At 61.5% G+C, this 18,899-nt stretch carries 20 protein-coding genes; 9 read left to right on the forward strand and 11 right to left on the reverse strand.

Annotated features, from left to right (window positions below):
• Window positions 1-46 precede the first annotated feature (46 nt).
• The gene (locus tag ACP15D_RS02540; protein WP_424955997.1) at window positions 47-2,572 is read right to left on the reverse strand and encodes a TonB-dependent receptor domain-containing protein; all 2,526 of its coding nucleotides are present in this window, start codon (window positions 2,570-2,572) and stop codon (window positions 47-49) included.
• A gap of 654 nt (window positions 2,573-3,226) precedes the next feature.
• On the opposite strand from ACP15D_RS02540, the gene ACP15D_RS02545 reads away from it, so the two are divergent.
• Window positions 3,227-3,457 carry a hypothetical protein gene (locus ACP15D_RS02545; RefSeq protein ID WP_424955998.1) on the forward strand — a complete coding sequence of 77 codons (231 nt, stop codon included), beginning with the start codon at window positions 3,227-3,229 and terminating at the stop codon, window positions 3,455-3,457.
• A gap of 96 nt (window positions 3,458-3,553) precedes the next feature.
• Here the strand turns inward: ACP15D_RS02545 and ACP15D_RS02550 are convergent, their stop codons facing one another.
• The 3 genes from ACP15D_RS02550 to ACP15D_RS02560 form a co-directional block, all read right to left on the reverse strand.
• On the reverse strand, window positions 3,554-3,850 hold the full coding sequence (locus ACP15D_RS02550) for a hypothetical protein (protein WP_424955999.1): 297 nt from the start codon (window positions 3,848-3,850) through the stop codon (window positions 3,554-3,556).
• A 133-nt stretch (window positions 3,851-3,983) separates the two neighbouring features.
• Window positions 3,984-4,583 (reverse strand): NAD(P)H:quinone oxidoreductase, encoded by a 600-nt coding sequence (gene wrbA, locus ACP15D_RS02555; protein ID WP_424956000.1) that lies wholly within the window; start codon window positions 4,581-4,583, stop codon window positions 3,984-3,986.
• Between the two features lie 74 nt (window positions 4,584-4,657).
• The gene (locus ACP15D_RS02560; RefSeq protein ID WP_424956001.1) at window positions 4,658-5,359 is read right to left on the reverse strand and encodes a pirin family protein; all 702 of its coding nucleotides are present in this window, start codon (window positions 5,357-5,359) and stop codon (window positions 4,658-4,660) included.
• Window positions 5,360-5,449: 90 nt separating this feature from the next.
• Between ACP15D_RS02560 and ACP15D_RS02565 the strand changes: the two genes are divergently transcribed.
• Window positions 5,450-6,379, forward strand: a complete 930-nt coding sequence (locus ACP15D_RS02565; protein WP_424956002.1) for a LysR family transcriptional regulator — start codon at window positions 5,450-5,452, stop codon at window positions 6,377-6,379.
• A gap of 23 nt (window positions 6,380-6,402) precedes the next feature.
• Here ACP15D_RS02565 and ACP15D_RS02570 read toward each other — a convergent pair whose 3' ends face one another.
• The 3 genes from ACP15D_RS02570 to ACP15D_RS02580 form a co-directional block, all read right to left on the reverse strand.
• Window positions 6,403-7,104, reverse strand: coding sequence for a CDP-alcohol phosphatidyltransferase family protein (locus tag ACP15D_RS02570; protein WP_424956003.1), 702 nt, complete (start codon window positions 7,102-7,104; stop codon window positions 6,403-6,405).
• 25 nt (window positions 7,105-7,129) lie between these two features.
• Entirely contained in the window at window positions 7,130-7,492 is a 363-nt protein-coding gene (locus ACP15D_RS02575) for a hypothetical protein (protein WP_424956004.1), read from the reverse strand.
• 294 nt (window positions 7,493-7,786) lie between these two features.
• On the reverse strand, window positions 7,787-9,148 hold the full coding sequence (locus ACP15D_RS02580) for a porin (protein WP_424956005.1): 1,362 nt from the start codon (window positions 9,146-9,148) through the stop codon (window positions 7,787-7,789).
• Between the two features lie 282 nt (window positions 9,149-9,430).
• Here ACP15D_RS02580 and ACP15D_RS02585 point away from each other — a divergent pair, with 282 nt between their 5' ends.
• The 4 genes from ACP15D_RS02585 (at window position 9,431) to ACP15D_RS02600 (ending at window position 12,329) form a co-directional block, all read left to right on the forward strand.
• Complete coding sequence (locus ACP15D_RS02585) at window positions 9,431-10,657, forward strand: UbiH/UbiF family hydroxylase (protein WP_424956006.1); 1,227 nt, start codon at window positions 9,431-9,433, stop codon at window positions 10,655-10,657.
• A gap of 63 nt (window positions 10,658-10,720) precedes the next feature.
• Window positions 10,721-11,635, forward strand: coding sequence for a lysophospholipid acyltransferase family protein (locus ACP15D_RS02590; protein ID WP_424956007.1), 915 nt, complete (start codon window positions 10,721-10,723; stop codon window positions 11,633-11,635).
• Between the two features lie 240 nt (window positions 11,636-11,875).
• Window positions 11,876-12,040 (forward strand): hypothetical protein, encoded by a 165-nt coding sequence (locus ACP15D_RS02595; RefSeq protein WP_171988146.1) that lies wholly within the window; start codon window positions 11,876-11,878, stop codon window positions 12,038-12,040.
• 88 nt (window positions 12,041-12,128) lie between these two features.
• The gene (locus ACP15D_RS02600; protein ID WP_424956008.1) at window positions 12,129-12,329 is read left to right on the forward strand and encodes a hypothetical protein; all 201 of its coding nucleotides are present in this window, start codon (window positions 12,129-12,131) and stop codon (window positions 12,327-12,329) included.
• Window positions 12,330-12,411: 82 nt separating this feature from the next.
• On the opposite strand, the gene ACP15D_RS02605 is transcribed toward ACP15D_RS02600, so the two are convergent.
• From ACP15D_RS02605 to ACP15D_RS02615, 3 genes are all read right to left on the reverse strand, one after another.
• Entirely contained in the window at window positions 12,412-13,782 is a 1,371-nt protein-coding gene (locus tag ACP15D_RS02605) for an ATP-binding protein (RefSeq protein WP_424956009.1), read from the reverse strand.
• Entirely contained in the window at window positions 13,769-14,446 is a 678-nt protein-coding gene (locus ACP15D_RS02610; RefSeq protein ID WP_424956010.1) for a winged helix-turn-helix domain-containing protein, read from the reverse strand. Before ACP15D_RS02610 ends, ACP15D_RS02605 begins: the two co-directional genes overlap by 14 nt.
• A gap of 97 nt (window positions 14,447-14,543) precedes the next feature.
• Window positions 14,544-15,497, reverse strand: a complete 954-nt coding sequence (locus tag ACP15D_RS02615; RefSeq protein WP_424956011.1) for a helix-turn-helix domain-containing protein — start codon at window positions 15,495-15,497, stop codon at window positions 14,544-14,546.
• Window positions 15,498-15,733: 236 nt separating this feature from the next.
• On the opposite strand from ACP15D_RS02615, the gene ACP15D_RS02620 reads away from it, so the two are divergent.
• The 3 genes from ACP15D_RS02620 (at window position 15,734) to hspQ (ending at window position 17,691) form a co-directional block, all read left to right on the forward strand.
• Window positions 15,734-16,090: a MarR family winged helix-turn-helix transcriptional regulator gene (locus tag ACP15D_RS02620; RefSeq protein WP_424956012.1), complete on the forward strand. Its 357-nt coding sequence runs from the start codon at window positions 15,734-15,736 to the stop codon at window positions 16,088-16,090.
• Between the two features lie 108 nt (window positions 16,091-16,198).
• Window positions 16,199-17,254, forward strand: coding sequence for an HpcH/HpaI aldolase/citrate lyase family protein (locus ACP15D_RS02625; RefSeq protein ID WP_424956013.1), 1,056 nt, complete (start codon window positions 16,199-16,201; stop codon window positions 17,252-17,254).
• A 104-nt stretch (window positions 17,255-17,358) separates the two neighbouring features.
• Window positions 17,359-17,691, forward strand: a complete 333-nt coding sequence (hspQ, locus tag ACP15D_RS02630) for a heat shock protein HspQ (protein WP_072378349.1) — start codon at window positions 17,359-17,361, stop codon at window positions 17,689-17,691.
• Between the two features lie 96 nt (window positions 17,692-17,787).
• Here hspQ and ACP15D_RS02635 read toward each other — a convergent pair whose 3' ends face one another.
• A complete protein-coding gene (locus ACP15D_RS02635) occupies window positions 17,788-18,624 on the reverse strand; it encodes an invasion associated locus B family protein (RefSeq protein ID WP_424956014.1) in 837 nt (278 codons plus the stop codon).
• Window positions 18,625-18,899 lie beyond the last annotated feature (275 nt).

The following is an 18,899-nucleotide window of genomic DNA, read 5'->3' on the forward strand; positions in this document are numbered from 1 at the left end:
CTGCCAAGGTCATGGGGGTAATACGGCAAATGGGAGTTACGCCGATTTAGAATTTCTTGCCCACTGTCAACAAGACTGTTCGACCCGCGCTAACAACGGCACGACTACCGAAGCCGGCGTCGTAATTCAGTTCATCCGTCAGGTTGTAGCCGTTCACCGCGAACGTCCAATCGTCGATCGCGTAGGACACGAGGCCGTCGAACGTGAAGTTCGATGGAATGATCGAGGTATTGCCAGAGTTGACGTAGTACCAGTCGGTAAAGGTTACGCCGCCTCCCAGAAGCATCGTTCCGGGACCGACATTGATGTGCTTGGAAACCTCATAAGTTGCCCACACAGATGCGGAGTTGGTCGGCACGAACGACACGCGGTTACCCTTGTTCGCGTTCTCCGCTACGGCGTTATTTCCAGTGGTCGCGGGATTGTAGAGAATCTCGCTGTCGAAATAGGCGTAGGCTGCCTGCACGGTAAGCGCATCCGTCACCTTGCCTGTCAGACCAAGCTCGACGCCCTGCACGCGCTGACGCTCGCCAGTAACAACAACGTCGCCGTCAGCTTCACTGTAGGTCGCGTTGCCCTTCTCCACCCGGAACAACGCTGCCGTGAGCCCCAGCCGTCCGTCGGACGTCATCCACTTTCCACCGAGCTCCCAAAGCTCATTCTCTTCTGGGTTTGCACCGGCCTGCCCATCAGCCGTCGGAACCGAATTGTTGTCGTTGGTGATGAACATGCCGACGGGCGTGTAGGATTTGGCCCACGAAACATAATATGTCTCATTCTTCGACGGCTCGAACATCACTGCGAGCTTGGGGCTCCAGAACTCGGCATCGGTTTCCACATCGGCCGCCGACGTAGCACTTGTATAAGCGGGAGGGTTGGCGGCAGTCGAACCAGTCCACTTGCCCGTTTGCGCATCGGTCGCGCGATAGGACGCATGATAGCTGTCCCAACGCACGCCTCCGAGGATCGATAGCTCCTTCGTCAACCACATCCGATCACTGACGAACAAGCCTACGTCGTACGCGTTCGCCTTCTTGCGGCTAAGTTCGTTATTGGCAACGTAGTAGCCCGTCGTATTCCAAAAATTCGGATCCCCGATGGTGCCGGGTACCTTCACCGCACTACCAGTACCAGCCTGCAGGTCGCCATTGCTGTCGTAAACACCCTTCTGTGTGCGCTTGTCGTTCTGGAAGAACACATCGATGCCTGCGACGAACTCATGCCGCATTCCTCCGAGGTTCCCCTTCGCAACCATGGTGGTGATGTTCTGTCCACCCCAAGACTCCTGATCGAAACCCGCCGGACCGCCAAGCCCGTAGGTCCCCGAAAATGTCCCGTCGACCACACTCGTCAGGCAGCTTCCCGAACAACTCGGTACGCTCTGAGCAAAGTCGCGGCTGTAGAATGCCAACCGCGTATCATTGTAGATCGTAACGGTGTCGTTGAGTTTGTTGCTGTATCGCGCAGTGATCATGTCGACCTGACTTTCGTCCTGGTCGGTCACCTTTCCATAGAAGTTCGAGCGTGGAACGCCGAACTCAGTCACAGGCTGGCCGAGCTTGGGGCCGCCAGCACCATCAGGATCGATGATCGGCACGCCGAAGTCTGGCATGCGATCTCCAGTTTGATGCATGTAATTGACCGTCAGCCGTTCGTCGGTGTTGAGGCCAAATGCGATAGAGCCGAGAAAGCCCCAGCGATCACTGAAGATATGGTCCCGATCCTCGATATCCTGATTGTGCCACATGCCCACCGCACGCGCGGCAGTCGTATCGTTGATCTGCTTGTTGATGTCGATCATGCCTCGGTAATAGTCGTTGCCGAGCCCAATCGTACCGACCACCTCACCAGAATCGCCAAGGTGCGCCGCTTTCTGTTGCACGTTGATGGCGCCACCCGTGGTGCCCATCCCGAACGATTCAGACGACGGCCCCTTGATCACCTCAACCTGCTCTAGTGCGAACGCGTCGCGCACATAGACGCCGAAGTCCCGCAATCCGTCGACATAGACGTCGCCCTTGGCTTGGAAACCACGAATGCGGAACTGGTCGCCGTTCATGCCGCCGCCGCCTTCACCGATGGCTACCGTGACGCCGGGAACGTTGCGCAGCGCCTGGTCGAGCGTCGATATCTTCTGCTGCTCGATCTGCTGCTGCGGCACGACATTGACCGTCTGCGGCATGTCCTGCAGCGTGCCGGGAAGACGGCCAAGGCCGGTGCCGGATTGGTTCGTATTTCCGCTCGGAGGTGTCAGCCCGAGCTGCTCGCTCGGCGTCTGCGGCGCAACGGCCGTTTCCGCAGCAGGGCCCTGCGGCGCCGGAGAGACAGCGGTGCTGGATGCTGCCTTCTTCTTGGCCTTCGCTTTCTTGGGCGCTGCCTTCTGCGTTGTCACTTCCAGCGGCGGCAACTCAGTCTGAGCGGGGGTCGGCGCCTGCTCTTGGGCCTGAGCGCCGAAGCCTGCAGTGCTGGCCGCAACGACGGACGCAAGGCCAACTGAGATGCGCGATACATTAAGACGATCGGACGCCTTCCCTACCGGCGCAACGCCGACGGGTACTCTACTCTTTGACACGACTCTAAGCCCCCCAAAGGACGCAATACACTTACGCGGATAGGCAATTCAGGAACTGACTGGAGAGCGGCCACTTGGGGACTAACGCTTTCGCCTCGCTGCCGCAGGCCTGCCTCTTGAGGTAATTATTAATACCATACCAAGCTAGTCAACAAACAAACTTGACGCTCCCCATCCAGATTCGCTCATCCGCGAGCTGACGTTGTATTCCAGCGACTCTTCCAGGGTTTACGGGCCTCATTCTTGAGAATGGTTCTAAGGCAAAGTCTCCTACGGCTGGGCCAATGCGTGACGCGCACACAGTCCGCCACTCCCCTCATAAGAAATCCGCTTCTTCTTATTTGACCCCGCCGCTCACCGACCCCATGTATGTCCCGTCGCCAACGACCGCGGTGATTTGCAGAGCAGGATTGCGCCGCGAAACCAAACGCTAAGGTGCTGTGTTTCTACGCACAGCTTCGGCTCCAAGGAGAAGAACCATGGTAAGCTTTGTGCTTTCGACCTTCGCCCGTTCAACACCAGCCCACTCCTGTGCGCGCTGCTGCTGTTGCATGTGTTGCTGATGCTGACGGTGGCATAGCCACCTCGCCCCACAAAATCGTCATCAAAGCACCCTAAGGGAGTGCCGGAACCTACCCGGCGCAAAGTGAACTCATGACTTCACAGGCCTACATCATCGAAATTGGCAGTGACGCCGTCGGCATCGTCGTGCGCGAGGCAGGTGAAACTGCCTTCCAGTTTCACTCCGCCCTCAGCGGCTACCGCGCGCTCGACGGCAAGAAGTTTGCTACGGCACAAGCGGCCCACCGCGCCGCTCTCGACCACGCAGGTCAACGGCCCGGCGCCACGCGCAAAGCGCGCCGCCCCGAACTCGAGTACGCTTGATAAGGAGGCGGAGTGCTCCGGCTCGCCCCTGAACGACAAAAAAACCCCGCGCCAACATCTGGCGCGGGGTTTTGATTTGTAGTCCCAGGGCTTCATTCAACACGCAATGTCAGCGTCAAGATTGACGTTCGCAGGCGCCGCGAATGTCACCCGCTTTGCGCCCACCGCAGCATCGCACGACACCTGGATGAACCAGAGATGGAACGAAGAAAGCGCAAGCTCGTCTGCTGCAAGCTCACGCCCGTCGAGTTCATGGAATCTGTGGTCCCACGTCGCCTGCTCGCCGATACGGAACGACACGCGGTAGACGTGTCCAGCGTGATCGATGAAGAAGTGGCGGTGCCAAGCCCGGGGCTCGGATGGGGTGACCGTCTGAATGATGTTCTGCTGCATGTGGCGGACACTAGGCCGGGCAGCACATCACCCAAACGAAGAAGAAGTGCAGTGCTTAGAACCCCCTAAGCACCACGGGGGCGCAACCGGTAAGTCACTTCCCCCGTGTTGAAAGTTGAAGCATAACGACAGCTCAGCGCGCCAGCTTCGCAGCGATCTCAGCAATGTGCCGGCCCTGGAAACGCGCGCCCGCAAGCTCGTTGTCGCTTGGCTGACGCGAGCCGTCTCCGCCGGCAATCGTTGAAGCACCGTAGGGCGAGCCACCTGTGACCTCATTGACGCCCATCTGTCCCTGGAACGAGTACGGCAGCCCGACGACAACCATGCCCTGGTGCAGCAGCACGACCTGTGTCGTCAGGATCGTGCTCTCTTGACCGCCATGCTGTGTCGCGGACGATGTGAAGACACCGCCGACCTTCCCGATCAGCTTGCCCTGCGCCCAGAGCCCTCCGGTCTGATCGAGGAAATTCTTCATTTGCGCGGCCATGTTTCCAAACCGCGTCGGTGTGCCGATGATGATTGCATCGTAGTCCGCGAGTTCAGCGACATCGGCAATCGGGGCAGACTGGTCGAGCTTGAAACCCGAATTCTTGGCCACCTCTTCGGGCACCAGTTCCGGAACGCGCTTGACGACCGCTTCAGCACCCGCTTCCAGCGCCCCTTCGGCGACAGCTGAAGCCATCTTCTCGATATGTCCGTAGCTCGAATAGTAGAGAACAAGAACCTTCGTCATCTGCGCGTCTCCGGATTGATCATCACGACAAAAAAACGGCCGGCCAGCATCAAGCCGGCCGGCCTTGCGACGCCTTAAGGCGTCATATCGAACACGAGGACCTCAGCTTCCGAGCTGCCGGCGATTTCCAGCTTGCCGGCATCTTCCACGGCAACGCCGTCACCGGGATAAAGCTGCTCGCCGTTGAGAGTCGCCGTGCCGCGTGCAACCTGTACCCAGCCAACGCGTCCCTGCCTCAGCTCGTGCTCCACTTTGTCGCCTTCGCCGAGCACAGTCGCATAGAGATCGACGTCCTGATGGATCGTCACCGAGCCATCGCGGCCATCGCGAGAGCCAATGAGCCGAAGCCTGCCGCGCTTGTCGGCATCCGAAAACGTCTTCTGCTCATAGCTTGGCTCCAGACCCTTGCGCTCCGGCAGAATCCAGATCTGCAGGAAGTGCACCGGCTCCGACTTCGAAGCGTTGAACTCGCTATGGCGCACGCCCGTGCCCGCGCTCATGCGCTGCACGTCGCCGGGCCGCACCACCGAGCCCGTACCGAGGCTGTCCTTGTGCTCCAGGCCGCCTTCGAGCACGTACGAGATGATCTCCATGTCCGCGTGCGGGTGGGCTGGAAAGCCGCCCCCGCCGGTGACGCGATCATCGTTGATCACACGCAGCGGGCCGAAGCCCATGTGCTTGGGATCGAAGTAGTGCCCGAAGGAGAAGCTATGACGGCTGTCGAGCCAGCCAAAATTGGCGCGTCCGCGCTCTTCTGCTCTGCGTAGGGTCAACATGGTGGACCTCCGTTTCTGGATGGACCCAACCGGTCCGTTGGCCTTGATATTGCCCGTCGCCAGCGAAACCACAATTCATTGAGTTTGAACATGTCTGGTTCCAATATGGCACCAATGGACAAGCTCGAAGCCATGAATGCCTTCGCCAAGGTGGTCGCCGCCGGCAGCTATGCCGAGGCCGCCCGCCGCCTCGGACTGACGCGTTCCGCCGTGAGCAAGGCCGTCATGGAGCTGGAGCAGCTTCTCGGAGCCCGACTGCTCGACCGCACCACCCGTCGCGTCACGCCGACCGAAGCCGGGCTCGCCTACTACGAGCGCACCACCGCGATCCTCGCCGACGTCGAAGAAACCGAGCTGCAGATCTCCCGCCTGCACGACGAGCCGCGCGGCATCCTCAAGATCAACGCGCCAATGTCCTTCGGCATCCTCTATCTCGGCGAAGCGGTCGCCGAATTCATGCGGCGCTATCCAGAGCTTCGCATCGAACTGCTGCTCAACGATCGCTTCATCGATCCGTTGGAGGAGGGCGTCGACGTCACCGTGCGCATCGGAGCGCTGAGCGATTCCAGCCTGATCGCGCGCCGCCTCGCACCGGCACGACTCGCTCTGGTTGCATCACCAGAATACATCGCAGAGCATGGAACTCCGGCCGAGCCCAAGGACCTGGCAAACCACCGCTGCCTCGCCTACGGACACATGGCCACCAACAGCCGCTGGCAGCTCACCCACGGCGATACTGTGATATCGGCGAACTACGTCTCGGCCCTTTGCTCGAACAATGGCGAAGTTCTTCGCGCCGCCGCACTCGCCGGCAATGGCATTGCAAACCTGCCGACATTCCTGGTTGGCCCCGAAATCGCCGCGGGACGTTTGCAGCTCGTTCTGCCCGACTACCCGCCGCCAAGCCTCGGCATCTTCGCGCTCTACGCGCCAAATCGCTATCTGGCCGCGAAAACCCGCCTTTTCATTGATTTTCTCACCACCCGCTTCGGCGAGGGCCCAAACTGGGACGCCTTCTAGAGCCGCTCGCGTAGAGCCCCTGATCAGAAGTGCGCGCGCACCGACAGCTCTACCGTCATCGCCACGAAATAAAGCGCTGCAGCGACCAGAATGACCTGCACCCAGAACGGCGAGGGAAAGCCCAAGGCAACCGCCGCAATCGCTGCGACCGACCACAGCGTCGTTACGACCAGCGTTACGAGGCGAAGCTTCGCCACACGCACCGGATGCACCCAGCGGATGGGAATGAAGGTGAAAAAGATGCACACGAGCAGAGCCGCGTAGTTGAACCACAGCGGCGGGGCGAGCGCGAACAGGTACAGCGCCACGACATTCCAGATCGCCGGGAAGCCGACGAACGTATAGTCCTCGCCTTTGCTCGCCAGATCCGAGAAGTGGTAGAGCGACGAAACCAGAATCAACGACGCGATCACCAGGCCGCTAGTGCCTATGAGAAACCCGCCGCGGATCATCGCCAGCGCCGGCACAAAGACGTACGTCACATAGTCGATGACGAGGTCGAGCCGCTCACCCGAGAATCGCGGCAGTCGCTGATCCACCCTCACCATCCGCGCGAACGTCCCGTCCACCGCGTCGATGACCAACGCCACCCCGAGCCAGACGAACATCCGCTCCCAGGCACCATCGAATAGCGCCAAGGTCGCCATCAGTGCGCACACTGCGCCCAACGCCGTGAACAGATGCACGGCCGCGGCCGCAAAGTCGCTGAAGCGCAGGGGAAGCACGCCAGTCGTCCCCCTTATGATGGCATTAGAACCGGTGCTTGACCGATCCGCGCACCGTCAAATCATCTTCCGGATTGGGAAGCACTTCCTGCTGACGGCTCGCGGCACCATCAGCCGCGCCATAGAGCAGCTCCAGCCCGAAATCCATCTTCGGCAGCACGCCCAAGCGGCCCAGGCCAGGGATACGGATCTCCGTCCCCGTCTCGGCTTTGGGCGTCACCTCATCGCTCAGGCCCGCCTTGCTGTCGGCCGGAGTAGCCTCAGCCGGGGCAGGAGCGGCCTCAGCCGGAACTGGGGTAGCGCCTTTCTGCTCCTGGAACGCGAACGCGCCGTGGCCGGCAACAAGTGCCGCGACCAACGCCAGCGCTACTACGACCCGGTTGCTCATCGCAAACCCCACAACGTGAAAAAGTGCCTCGGAGGGAAAATGCTTCCTCGGCCCCACCGTGACAAGGATGTTTTGCCCCGAGTTAAGCCGCAGTAAACAATTGTCCCAGTGGGTGTGTTCCTGGCGCCATGTGGCAGAACCGCACCAACAATAGACTGATCCACCGTGAGCTGCGTTTACCCACTTTTCGCCCCCAGCAAACCCCAGATTCGCCCGAAAATCCGGCACGAAACGCAAAGAGAGCCGCCCGGCAGAGCGGCTCTCTCGAGTTGCGTAGGTCAGTCGTAGTAGCACTTAGAAATTGATCACGGCGCCCGTCATCAGGACCTGATAGTCGTCGAGCGGGTTCGAGGCCTGGATGTTGCCGGTGCCGGTCTCATAGAGGTCGAGACCGAACTCATAGTGGCGGTAGAGGGCATAGAGCTTCATGTCCGCCGCATCGATCTTCTGCATCACACCAACGCCCCACATGTCGACGTCGCTGCTGGCGATGCGGGCGGAGCTGCCGAAGCTGTTGATCGGATCCGAGCCGCTGACGCTCTGGGTGATGCCGCCGCCGTTGTACGAGTAGTACTGACCGAACACGGTGGTCTTGCCGAGTTCGTTCCACTTGCGCTGGATACCCGCCTCGACCGCCCAGAACTTGTAAGAGTTGTCGACGCCCGGCATCACGGCGTTCGCAAGGTCGTCCTTCATCTCGCCAGCACCGAAGTTGCCGTAGAGACCCGACTTGGTGTCAAGGACCGAGATAGAGCCACCGAACATGCTGCAGTTCGCGTCGGAATAGGCAGCGTCACGCGCCGGGCAGCCGTGCGTAGCACTGTCATCAACGCGATCGGTGATTTCGGCGTAAGCGACGCCCGCCTCGACCTTGATCGAACCGAATTCGCCCTCATAGCGCAGACCGACGTCCCAGAAGTCGTCGCCGCCCCAGGCAGCCGACACGTAGAAGCCGGCGAACTCAGGGGATTCATACATCACCGCTTCACGGCGATCGCCTTCACCGGGAGCTGCACCCGTGCGAGCAATCAGGCGACGCCACTGCAAGCCGCTGGCATATGTCGAAGCGCCTTCGGCACGCAGGAAGAAGCCGCCGCCGCTGTCTTCAACGTCCGAGTACTTGCCGACGTCACTCGTGCCGGCAAGGTTGATTTCTGTGATCTCCTGCGAAGCAGTCGGCGTGTGGCCGACCTGGATCGTACCGTACTTCTTGCTCTTGATGTTCCACCAGGCGTGGCGGATGTCGAAGCCCGACTCATCCTCATTGATGGCGTCGAACTGGTTGTTACGCTTGGAGTTCGCCGAGCGAACGCCGATTTCGAGCTTGAAGCTGGCCGACAGATCGCCGTTGATCTTGGCGCCGCCCTTGAAGCCGAAGCGCGAACGCGACGCGTCGTTGGTCACGACGTAAGCATTCTGCTCCTGGCCATCGTCCCAGAACATCACAGCCTGGTTGATCTTGCCGTAGACGCTGAGCTTGACCTTGCGGTTGCCCTTGCGTGCGGTCGTCGCCTCAAGCTCGGCCACCCGCTCTTCCAGATCAGCGCAGCAATCGCCGCCCAGATCTGCCGCTTGAGCGGAAATGCTGGATCCCAGCATCAAACCGCCCGTCGCGAGGATGGTTGCCCATCCCGCCTTAGTTACTCCCCCGAACATATACGCAACTCCCACGAAGGTACGCCTCAACTGGGCCTTCGATCGACGCAACTGCACTCAACTCAAACGCATTCACGCGACCACGCCGCTCAGCCGTCGCCGCCGCTTACTCGCCGGCTGGGCCTCGCTGGTGCAACGAATACGCCAGTGATTCCCGCCCCGTAAATCGCAAACCGATGTGTGACAGTTTGTGACAAACTCGAGTTACGTCATCGCCACGCAAATCTTGAAAGTGCTAGAGATTTCCGGCCAGGGTGCCCACGAAGGCAGCAAGGACTTGTCATGAAACTCGCCGCGTCCAACGCCATTGCGGTCATCGGAACCGGACCTGCGGGCTTGGCAGCGGCCTGCGCCCTGGCGCGCCTTGGGCTACCCGTCACCGCGATCGGCGCCCCGCCCGCACGGCGCGATACGCGCACGGCAGCGCTTTTTGCTGGTTCCGTCACCCTCCTGGAGAACCTCGGGCTCGCGGAGACGTGCAGCAGTTCGGGCGAGCCCATCGTGGGCATTCGCATTATCGATGACATGCGATCATGGCTGCGCGCCCCCGAGGTGACATTCACCGCGGCGGAGGTCGGACGCGCGCGCTTCGGCTACAACATCGCCAACAGCACGTTGACCGACGCCCTGCGCGAAGCCGCCAAGTCCATCCCCACCCTCGACATTGTCGATGCCAGTGTCACTGGCGTCATCCCTGCCGAGGAAGGTGTTGAGGTTCATCTCGCTGGCGGCCCCACCATCGTGGCAAAGCTCATCGTCGGCGCCGATGGCCGCAACTCCCTATGCCGTCAGGCCGCGGGCATCGACGCTCACACCTGGAGCTACGAGCAAAGCGCTATCGCCTGCACGTTTTCCCACCAGCGCCCGCACAATGGAATTTCTACAGAGTTTCATCGCCCGGCCGGCCCCTTCACGGTCGTGCCATCGCCCGGCTCGGCGTCCAGTCTCGTCTGGGTCGAACGCCCTGAAGAAGCCACCCGCCTTGCTGCGCTCGACGAAGCTGCGTTCCGGTCCGCGCTCGAAGCCGGACTCCAGGGCCTGCTGGGATCAGTTGGCGACATCGGGCCACGCGCCACCTTCCCGCTGACCGGATTGTCCGCCTCCCCCTCCGCCCTCCACCGCATTGCTCTGGTCGGAGAAGCTGTTCACGTCATCCCGCCCATCGGCGCCCAGGGCCTCAACCTCGGCCTGCGTGACGCCGCCTGCCTCGTGGACTGCGTCGCCGACGCGCTGGCTGTCGGCAACGACATCGGCGCGCCGACAGTCCTTGCCGCCTACGACCGCATGCGCCGTCCGGATATCGCCTCGCGTGTTTGGTCGATCGACCTGCTGAACCGCACACTCCTCGCCCAGGTAGCCCCTATTCAGGCGCTTCGGGGCCTCGGGTTGCATGCACTCAGATCGGTTGGGCCATTGCGGCGCCTGGCCATACGGGAGGGTCTCAGCCCCTCGTTCGTCGCGCCGCGGCTAATGCAGCCTGCCGCCGCAGACACCCCGCTGGTGCCTTGACGAACCCTACCGGCCCCGGCAAGAGCCAATACCGGCGCTAGAACTCGGGAATACCCAGCTACGATGATCACCCAAGACCGCCTCCGCGATCTGAGATACCGCCTGGAGTATGGCATCCTGCGCTTCGTCGCCGGCATCTTCCGTGCGCTGCCCCTCGGACTGGCAACCGGCGTGTCTGCTTGGTTCTGGCGCCGGCTGGCGCCGATCATCAATCCCAAGCGCCACAACCGCGCCCTCGCCAACCTCGCCATCGCCTTTCCGGAGAAGAGCGAAGAGGAACGCCAGGAGATCGCGCTCGCGCACTGGGAGAACCTCGGCCGCGTCATGGTCGAGACGATGCGCATCGATCGCTTCCTCAAGGAGCCCGAGCGCATCGACATCGTCAGCCAGAACATCTTCACGCGCTACAAGGACAAGCTCGGCCCCGCTGTTGGGGTCAGTCTGCACATGGGCAATTGGGAACTGGCAATCCTTCCCTTCACGTGGGCCGGCGCGAATCCCGCTGCCGTCTACCGCTCCGTCACCAATCCTTACGTCGACAACTACATTCGCACCCAGCGCAAGGATCTCTATCCCGCTGGCCTTTTCGGACGCGGCAACGTCGGCGATCATGGTGATGATCAGCGCACCGCACGCGCGATCATGGACTTCGTCCGCCGTGGCGGACGTCTAGGCCTCGTGTGCGATCTCTACGACCGCACCGGCATGCCCGTCCCCTTCTTCGGGCGGGATGCGAAGACGCAAGCCATCGGCGCGATGATCGCACGCAGAGTCGGCGCACGGATCTGGCTGTCGCGGTGCAAGCGTATCGGCAAAGAGAGCCGCTTCCAGATCGAGCTCAAGGAGCTGCGCGTTCCGCGCACCAGCAATCAGGCCGAAGACATACGCTGGACCATGGACCACATGCAGCAGCAGTTCGAAGCCTGGATTCGCGAAGCACCCGAGCAATGGATGTGGAGCAATCGCCGCTGGAGCTGACCCGCTCGACGGTTGGCAACTCCCCCTCTCCACTCTCGCGTTGATCGCCATTCGCTGCTCGATCAGCGAATGCTCCGCTGCGCGCCATTGCGGCGAATTCGCGTCAAATGCACGCGAAACCAGCCCATCGCCTCCTTACAAAAAGTTATTTGCCGGGCCAGACGCCCGAAAGGATCGCGGAGCAGCTTCCCGCTCGGGTGATCATGAAGCACCCCCAAGCAAAGATATGGAGAGTTTGAAATGTCCAAGAAGCTGATGACGGCCGCCATTCTTTCCGCCATCGCCGTTGGCGCAGTTGCTCCGACCATTGCCATGGCCAAGAGCGCCCCGAAGAACAAAGCCGACTGTGAGAAGGTGTCGACGATGAAATGGGACGACGCCACCAGCAAGTGCGTGAAGAAGTGATGCATGCGGCGCGACGAGACCCCACGCTCGTCGCGCCCATTCTTCCTGCCGCCCATTGCCGGTTGCTACGTCCAGGAGACCATCACAGATGAGGTATTCTATCCCGCTGTCGATCATCGCCAGCGCCATGTTGCTTACGCTTGCTCCCGCTTCCAGCCAGGCAGCGGTTGTCGGCCTCCATGCGGCCGTTCCGGCCGAGGCCCATCAGTCAGTCGTCACCAAGGCGGGCTGGCGGTGGCACCGTCATCGCCGCTGCTGGTGGCACCATCACCGTCGCTACTGCCGCTAGTAATCGAAGCACCGGTCTAAGCTCCTCCGACGCTCCGCCTGGTGCAGTGCCTTGCGCACTGCACCCCTTTTCGAGCAGGCATTTACGAGCGCGGAAACGACACTTCTACACGCAGTCCCGGATGATTGTCGTTCAAGGTCACGGCGGCTCCGTGCAGCTCGGCAATTGCCGCCACAAGGCTGAGGCCGAGCCCACTGCCGGACGTCGAGCGCTCGCGCTCAAGGCGATAGAGCCGCCGGAAGACGTTCTCTCGCTCATCCGCGGGGATACCCAGTCCGTCATCGGCGACAACGGCAATCAGCTTGTCGTCCTGCTGTTTCATCGACACGTCGATCTGCGTTCCGGGTGGAGAATGGCGCACCGCGTTCTCGATGAGGTTCACGAACAACTGCGTCAGCAGCTCTCGATCCCCCGTAACGGTGCAATTCTGCTCCAGCCCTACGTGATTGCCCAGACGCCCACCTGCCTCCTCGACCACCGGCTCATAAATGTCGGCTACGTCAGCCAGCACATTCCCAAGATCGATCGGGCCAAAGCGTGATCGCCGCGCACCCGCCTCGAGCTGCGTGATGCGCAACAGCGCCTCGAACGTTTCAACGATGGAATCTAGCTCCCCGAGGGATTCCTCCACCTGACTTCTGAACGCTTTCGTGTCCTCGCTGCGAAGCGCGAGTTCGAGCCTCCGTCGCAAGCGACCAATCGGCTTCTTTAAGTCATGCGCGATATCTGACGACGCCTGATTGACGTTCTCGATCAGCTTCTGCAGGTGCGCGAGCGTCGCATTGATCTGCGTTGCGACATGATCGAGATCGTCATGCGACTCGGTGACCGGCACCCGCTCGGAGATCTGCCCTTTACTCACCTTCGATAGCGTCGTTGCAAACACGGCGATCTTCTGTTGCGCGCGCCGCGCTAGATAGACGGCTGAGCCGATAGCCAGCAGCATCGTCGTCAGCAGCCCCCACCCCAGGCCGTGCAACAGAATGCGCCGCACCTCGCGGATTTCCCGGTCGCTTCCCCCGACTAGCAGGTGCCCCTTTGAGACCCGCGTCCACTTGGCGAAAAAGCGATCATCGGGATTACCCTTGCTGGCCACCATAGGCAGCCACGCGCGATCGAGCTCACCCCAGCCCTCGAACAACGCAACGTTGCCCACGTTGCCAGCTTGGAAGCTGCCATCGTCCGCACGCAGCAGGAAGATGCTGTCGAAGTCACGCACCGAATCTGCTTCTTCCGCCACAACGGCTGTAAGATCCTTGAACCCTTGCTGCCGGTCGATGGCCGTCAGGGTGTCGGTGATCTCTTCGACATGCTGGCGAATGGAGTTGTCGAGTTCAGAGACCAGCGTGATGTAGAGAACGCCCACCAGCGCCACGACTGTGAGAGCAAACAGGCTCGCAAACGCCGCCGCCAGACGTACCGGCGTACGCTTCAGAACGTCATGGCTGATCATGCATCGTGTAGCCGGAGCCACGCACCGTGTGGATCAACTCGCTGCCATAGGGCCGGTCGATCTTCGTGCGCAGACGTGAAATGTGCGTTTCGACGACGCTGGTGCGCGGTTCGAAATGAAAGCTCCACACGCGTTCCAGAAGCATGGTCCGCGTCAGCACGCGGCCCTTGTTGCGCATCAACACTTCCAGCAACCGGAATTCGCGCGGCTGCAGCTCGATCGTATCACCGGCGCGCGTGACGCTGCGCGAGATGAGGTCCATCTCTAGATCCCCGACGCGCAGAACAGTATCGGTGTCCTTGAGGTGCGGGCGCCGGGCTAGCGCATTGACCCGCGCGCGCAGCTCCGAGAAGGCAAACGGCTTCACCAGATAGTCGTCGCCGCCGACATTCAACCCGTCCACCCGGTCGTCGACACCACCTAGCGAAGTCAGAAAGATGACTGGCACCTTGTTGCCAACGGCCCGCAGCGCGCGCACCAGGGAAAGTCCGTCGAGACCGGGAAGCATACGATCGACGACGAGCACATCGTAAGCCTCACCCATCGCCTGAGTGAGACCGTCTCGGCCATCAGTCAGAGTTTCGACGACATGCCCCTCCTCGCCGAAACCTTGGGCGATGTAGTTCGAGGTGTCGTTATCGTCTTCGACGACAAGAATTCGCATAGAGATCATCCCGCGCTGCAGCCACTGTAAGCTGCAGGCATTGCGACGAGCTTTCTATTACATTACCGAAACGTAAGCTTTTCACAGGGCGCCGGGGTCACGCCCGTACTTTGGCGAGGCCGTGCTGCGTCCTATACTCCGCCGGCGTCATCCCGAAGGCAGCCCGGAACCGCCGCGTAAAATGCGAGTGGTCCGAAAAGCCCCAGGCAAAGGCGATATCACCGATCATCCGCCGAGACTGATGCGGGTCGGCGAGGGCTTGCCGGCACCGCTCGAGCCGGCGCTGCACGATGAACCGCTCGAGCGACAGCCCCTCTTCAGCCAGCAGCATATTGGCATAGCGCACGCTCATGCCAGCGAGGCCAGCAGCTTGCGCCGGCTTCAGGTTGGGATCGGCCAGGCACTTCTCTATCCCGGTCTTGAGACGTCGCAGCGCAAGCTCTCGCGGTGCGCTGATCTCCCTCTTGCACCCGTCTGCCCCTACCGCCATCGAAATTAAATCGATTACCTGATTTGCGATCCGCGGATGCAGCGTCGCATCCACCCCCGCCACGCGATCAGCCAACGATAGGATGAAGTCGACCGCCAGCCCCGTCGTTGGGGCGCCGCGTGAAAGCACTTGCATTGCGTCGATGTCACCGACGCGCGAACGGATGAGTTGACGCCCGACGCTCACGTGTAGAGAGCTCGTCTGCTCCAAAAACTCGATTTTGAGCGGCTTGCACACGTTGTGCAGGATCACCGATCCCGGCTCCAGCATGATCGTCCGGTCGTCCTGCCTCAGCGCCGAGCGACCCTGCAGACGAATGGAGAAGATGTAGTTGTCGAGGTCGTCGCGCAATGTGTCCGACCGCGTGCGCGTAACTGCGCACGGACCGCAGTCGCACCGCGTCAGCGCGATATTATCGACCACACCCGATGTCAGGCGCCCTTCGAAGCTACCACCCGAGGTCTCGAATTCGTGGCTGTAGAAGGCTTGCGAAGCGACGTCGACCCAAAACGGAATCCTGTCCCGGTCATCCAGATCGTCCGTGCTGAAGTCGATTTTCATGCTCGCTACCGTTCGGGCGACTGCCCACGTGGTCAATGGATTGTGCCGCCTCGGTCAAGCACAGCTCGACGAATTGGAGTTTAATCAGTCTACCGACCTTCAGGTCCCTCCTACAACACCCCGTTCGCCGTTCTTAGAACCCCAACTCCCGCCAAGGTTGCATATCCGTGAACTCATCCACCCTTCATCTCCTCCATCGCGTCCAGCAGTGCGCGAGCGACCTCTTTCAAGAGCACATGGCGGGAATCGACGTCACGTCGACCCAATACACCGTCTTGCTCGCCGCAGCTCAGAGCGACGGCTTGAGCCAGCAGGACATCATCAACGCCACCGGCATCGATCGATCCACAGTGTCGCAGGTGGTGCAGCTTCTGACGCGCAAAGGCCTCCTGAAGCGTCGCCGGACGCGCCATGACGCCCGCGCCTATGCCATCTCGCTCACAGACGCCGGCCGCCGCCTCCTCCAAACGTCCCGGCCGATCGTCGAGCAGATCGAGGAAGCTTTGGTCGAAGCGCTACCTGCCAGCCGTGCGAAGTCCTTCCTCTCCAATCTTCGCACCATCGTCGCCGCCTTCGAGCCAGCGAAGGGCTGATAAGCAGCGCCGCGTCGTCGCTGTCCTGTCCTCGCTTTGGACAGCGTTGACTCGTGCCGGCGGCCCAATACAGTGCGCCGCGCTGCAACATTCGGAGTAATTCTCGCGATGGCCTCCAGCCGTACGCCTGCCAAATTTTATTCGCCGCTCGCTATCGGCGCTCCCGAGCCCTATCGCGCACTTCCTGTGCGCCTCGAGCGCATGATTCACTTCGTTCCCCCGCACAACGAGAAAATCCGAGGGAAGATCAAAGACATAGCAGGCCAGGTCGACGTCGTTCTCGGCAACCTCGAGGACGCCATTCCTGCCGACCAGAAGCAGGCCGCCCGCGCCGGCTTCATTGCCATGGCGCGCGACAACGACTTCGGCTCCACAGGCCTCTGGACGCGCATCAACTGCCTCAACAGCCCCTGGATGCTCGACGACGTGACTGAGATCGTCGCCGCCGTCGGCGACAAGCTGGATGTCATCATGCTCCCCAAGGTCGAAGGCCCCTGGGACATCCATTATCTCGATCAGCTGCTGGCGCAGCTTGAAGCCCGGCACGGCGTCAAGAAGCCGATCCTAATCCACGCCATTCTGGAAACCGCCGAGGGCGTCAACAACGTCGAAGCCATCGCTGCTGCCTCCCCACGCATGCACGGCATGAGCCTCGGCCCGGCCGATCTCGCCGCCTCCCGCGGCATGAAAACGACGCGGGTTGGTGGTGGCCACCCTGATTATGGCGTCCTCGCCGATGCAGGCTCCGACGCTGGCGCAGCGCGGGCTTTCTATCAGCAGGATCTCTGGCACTACACCGTCGGCAAGATGGTCGACGCCTGTCTCGCCTATGGCCTGAAGCCGTTTTACGGGCCGTTCGGCGACTTTTCCGATGGCGCTGCCTGTGAGGCCCAGTTCCGCAACGCGTTCCTGCAGGGTTGCCTGGGGGCCTGGTCGCTGCACCCGACACAGATCGACATCGCCAAGCGCGTCTTCTCACCCGACGACAAGGAAGTCGCCTTCGCCAAGCGCATCCTCGAAGCCATGCCCGACGGAACCGGCGCAGTAATGATCGATGGCAAGATGCAGGACGACGCCACCTGGAAACAGGCCAAGGTTATCGTCGATCTGGCCCGTGTGGTTGCTGCCAAGGACCCTGAAAAGGCGGCCGCTTACGGCCTCTGAGCACCAATTCGGAGCGCGTCGCCGGTCAACCGACTTTGCGCGCTCTGATTGACATCGCCCCCGTGCTCCCGTCGAATGGCATCAGATTGGACGGGCACGCAAAAATGGGCACGCTAAAGCAGGCAAAATTCGCGGTGGGGCAAGTTGTGCGCCACCGCTTCTATCCTTTCCGGGGCGTCGTCTTCGACATCGATCCGGAGTTCGACAACACCGAGGAATGGTGGCTTGCGATCCCCGAGAAGATCCGCCCGCACAAGGACCAGCCGTTCTACCATCTCCTCGCCGAGAACGCGGACACCGAGTACATCGCCTACGTGTCGGAACAGAACCTGCTGCCCGACGAGAGCGGTCAGCCGTTGCGCCATCCCCAGCTGACCGAGATGTTCACCGAGGACGAGAACGGCGGATATCGCGCCACGTTTCTCCAGGCCCACTAATCGCCTGTCGTACGCCACGACTCCTCGCGAAAAGAAAAAGCCGCCCGGTCCAACCGGGCGGCTCTTCAATTTATCCAGCTCGCTGTCAGGCGAAGCTTACTTCTTCGCAGCGGGAGCCGCAGCAGCGCCAGCCGGAGGCGTCGGCAGATTCTTCATCTGCTCGGCCTTGTACTTCTCCAGTGCCGCCTGCTGACGCTCGCGGATCTGCGCCATCAGCTGACCGCGCGCCTTCGCGTATTCCTTGTTGTCGACCGGCTTGCCAGCATACGCTTCGGCGAAACCATCGAGCGGAACCGGGAAGCCGATCGGCTGCGCGCCAGCATTCATGGCGATGACCATGATGCCGCCACCAGTCTTCATCTGCTCGACGATTTCACTGGTCGCCTCGACTTCGGCGGTGCAGCCCGCAGCGTGGCAAAGCGAAAAGCGAAGCGCCACCGGCTTCAGAGTCTTCTCGTCGATCTTCTCATTCTTGGCAGCCTTGGCCCACTGGTCCTTTGTGTAGACCGCGGCGCGCAGTCCCGGCGGCAGAGCCATGCCGAGCGGCACCATGATCATCAGGCTCTTCTTATCCGCGCCTTCGATCTCGCGGATCGCGGCGGACACCATCACCATGCCCGTCGAACCATCGAGACGCTCATGGTGCGTGAGGCAGATGTTCTTCTCTTCCTTGACGTCCTTGCCGTCCTTGTCCTTGTGGTTGAACGGCGCCTTCTCGCACAGCTTCACCCATGCGCTCTTCTTGTCGGCCCCAGCAGCGGCTGCACCCTTGGCTGCCGGAGCAGCGGCCTTCGCTGCCGGCTTGGCAGCGGGCGTCTGAGCAGATGCGGGCGAGCTCGCGACCACGGCAACGAGACCCAGCGCGGCGCACACTGCTGCCAGCCCGCGGACGCCCCGCCCCTTGTCCACGAGGTGCGCAACCTTATTTGTCATGGAATACAAACCTCTCTTAGAGAGCTGGCCCACCCAGCTCCTCCCTCCGCAGGCGACCACCAGTAGCGCGCCCTAATGACGCCCCGACGGCGGTCATTGATGCCGCAGTAAGAACCGGATTGCGGCAATCCCGTGACGCTGCAAAAGGCTCTCGGGCATTCGGGCCACGCATTGTGCCCAACGTGGCATACACGCAACGCGCGGTGTGGCCGCAGCTTCGCCCCCCATGCACGCTAGCTTGAGGAATAAGCTGTGATATTAGGCCAAGAATTGCC

Origin of the sequence: Hyphomicrobium sp. 1Nfss2.1, assembly GCF_965243865.1 — a bacterium.
In the GTDB taxonomy this organism is placed as follows: Bacteria; Pseudomonadota; Alphaproteobacteria; order Rhizobiales; family Hyphomicrobiaceae; genus Hyphomicrobium_A.

Excerpts from the sequence above, each read along its gene's own strand:
- ACP15D_RS02595 (WP_171988146.1), top strand. The coding sequence starts at position 11,876 with ATGTCCAAGAAGCTGATGACGGCCGCCATTCTTTCCGCCATCGCCGTT.
- ACP15D_RS02560 (WP_424956001.1), bottom strand. The coding sequence starts at position 5,359 with ATGTTGACCCTACGCAGAGCAGAAGAGCGCGGACGCGCCAATTTTGGC.
- ACP15D_RS02610 (WP_424956010.1), bottom strand. The coding sequence starts at position 14,446 with ATGCGAATTCTTGTCGTCGAAGACGATAACGACACCTCGAACTACATC.
- ACP15D_RS02605 (WP_424956009.1), bottom strand. The coding sequence starts at position 13,782 with ATGATCAGCCATGACGTTCTGAAGCGTACGCCGGTACGTCTGGCGGCG.
- ACP15D_RS02550 (WP_424955999.1), bottom strand. The coding sequence starts at position 3,850 with ATGCAGCAGAACATCATTCAGACGGTCACCCCATCCGAGCCCCGGGCT.
- ACP15D_RS02625 (WP_424956013.1), top strand. The coding sequence starts at position 16,199 with ATGGCCTCCAGCCGTACGCCTGCCAAATTTTATTCGCCGCTCGCTATC.
- ACP15D_RS02565 (WP_424956002.1), top strand. The coding sequence starts at position 5,450 with ATGTCTGGTTCCAATATGGCACCAATGGACAAGCTCGAAGCCATGAAT.
- wrbA (WP_424956000.1), bottom strand. The coding sequence starts at position 4,583 with ATGACGAAGGTTCTTGTTCTCTACTATTCGAGCTACGGACATATCGAG.
- ACP15D_RS02580 (WP_424956005.1), bottom strand. The coding sequence starts at position 9,148 with ATGTTCGGGGGAGTAACTAAGGCGGGATGGGCAACCATCCTCGCGACG.
- ACP15D_RS02585 (WP_424956006.1), top strand. The coding sequence starts at position 9,431 with ATGAAACTCGCCGCGTCCAACGCCATTGCGGTCATCGGAACCGGACCT.
- ACP15D_RS02600 (WP_424956008.1), top strand. The coding sequence starts at position 12,129 with ATGAGGTATTCTATCCCGCTGTCGATCATCGCCAGCGCCATGTTGCTT.
- ACP15D_RS02575 (WP_424956004.1), bottom strand. The coding sequence starts at position 7,492 with ATGAGCAACCGGGTCGTAGTAGCGCTGGCGTTGGTCGCGGCACTTGTT.
- hspQ (WP_072378349.1), top strand. The coding sequence starts at position 17,359 with ATGGGCACGCTAAAGCAGGCAAAATTCGCGGTGGGGCAAGTTGTGCGC.
- ACP15D_RS02545 (WP_424955998.1), top strand. The coding sequence starts at position 3,227 with ATGACTTCACAGGCCTACATCATCGAAATTGGCAGTGACGCCGTCGGC.
- ACP15D_RS02635 (WP_424956014.1), bottom strand. The coding sequence starts at position 18,624 with ATGACAAATAAGGTTGCGCACCTCGTGGACAAGGGGCGGGGCGTCCGC.
- ACP15D_RS02590 (WP_424956007.1), top strand. The coding sequence starts at position 10,721 with ATGATCACCCAAGACCGCCTCCGCGATCTGAGATACCGCCTGGAGTAT.
- ACP15D_RS02620 (WP_424956012.1), top strand. The coding sequence starts at position 15,734 with ATGGCGGGAATCGACGTCACGTCGACCCAATACACCGTCTTGCTCGCC.
- ACP15D_RS02615 (WP_424956011.1), bottom strand. The coding sequence starts at position 15,497 with ATGAAAATCGACTTCAGCACGGACGATCTGGATGACCGGGACAGGATT.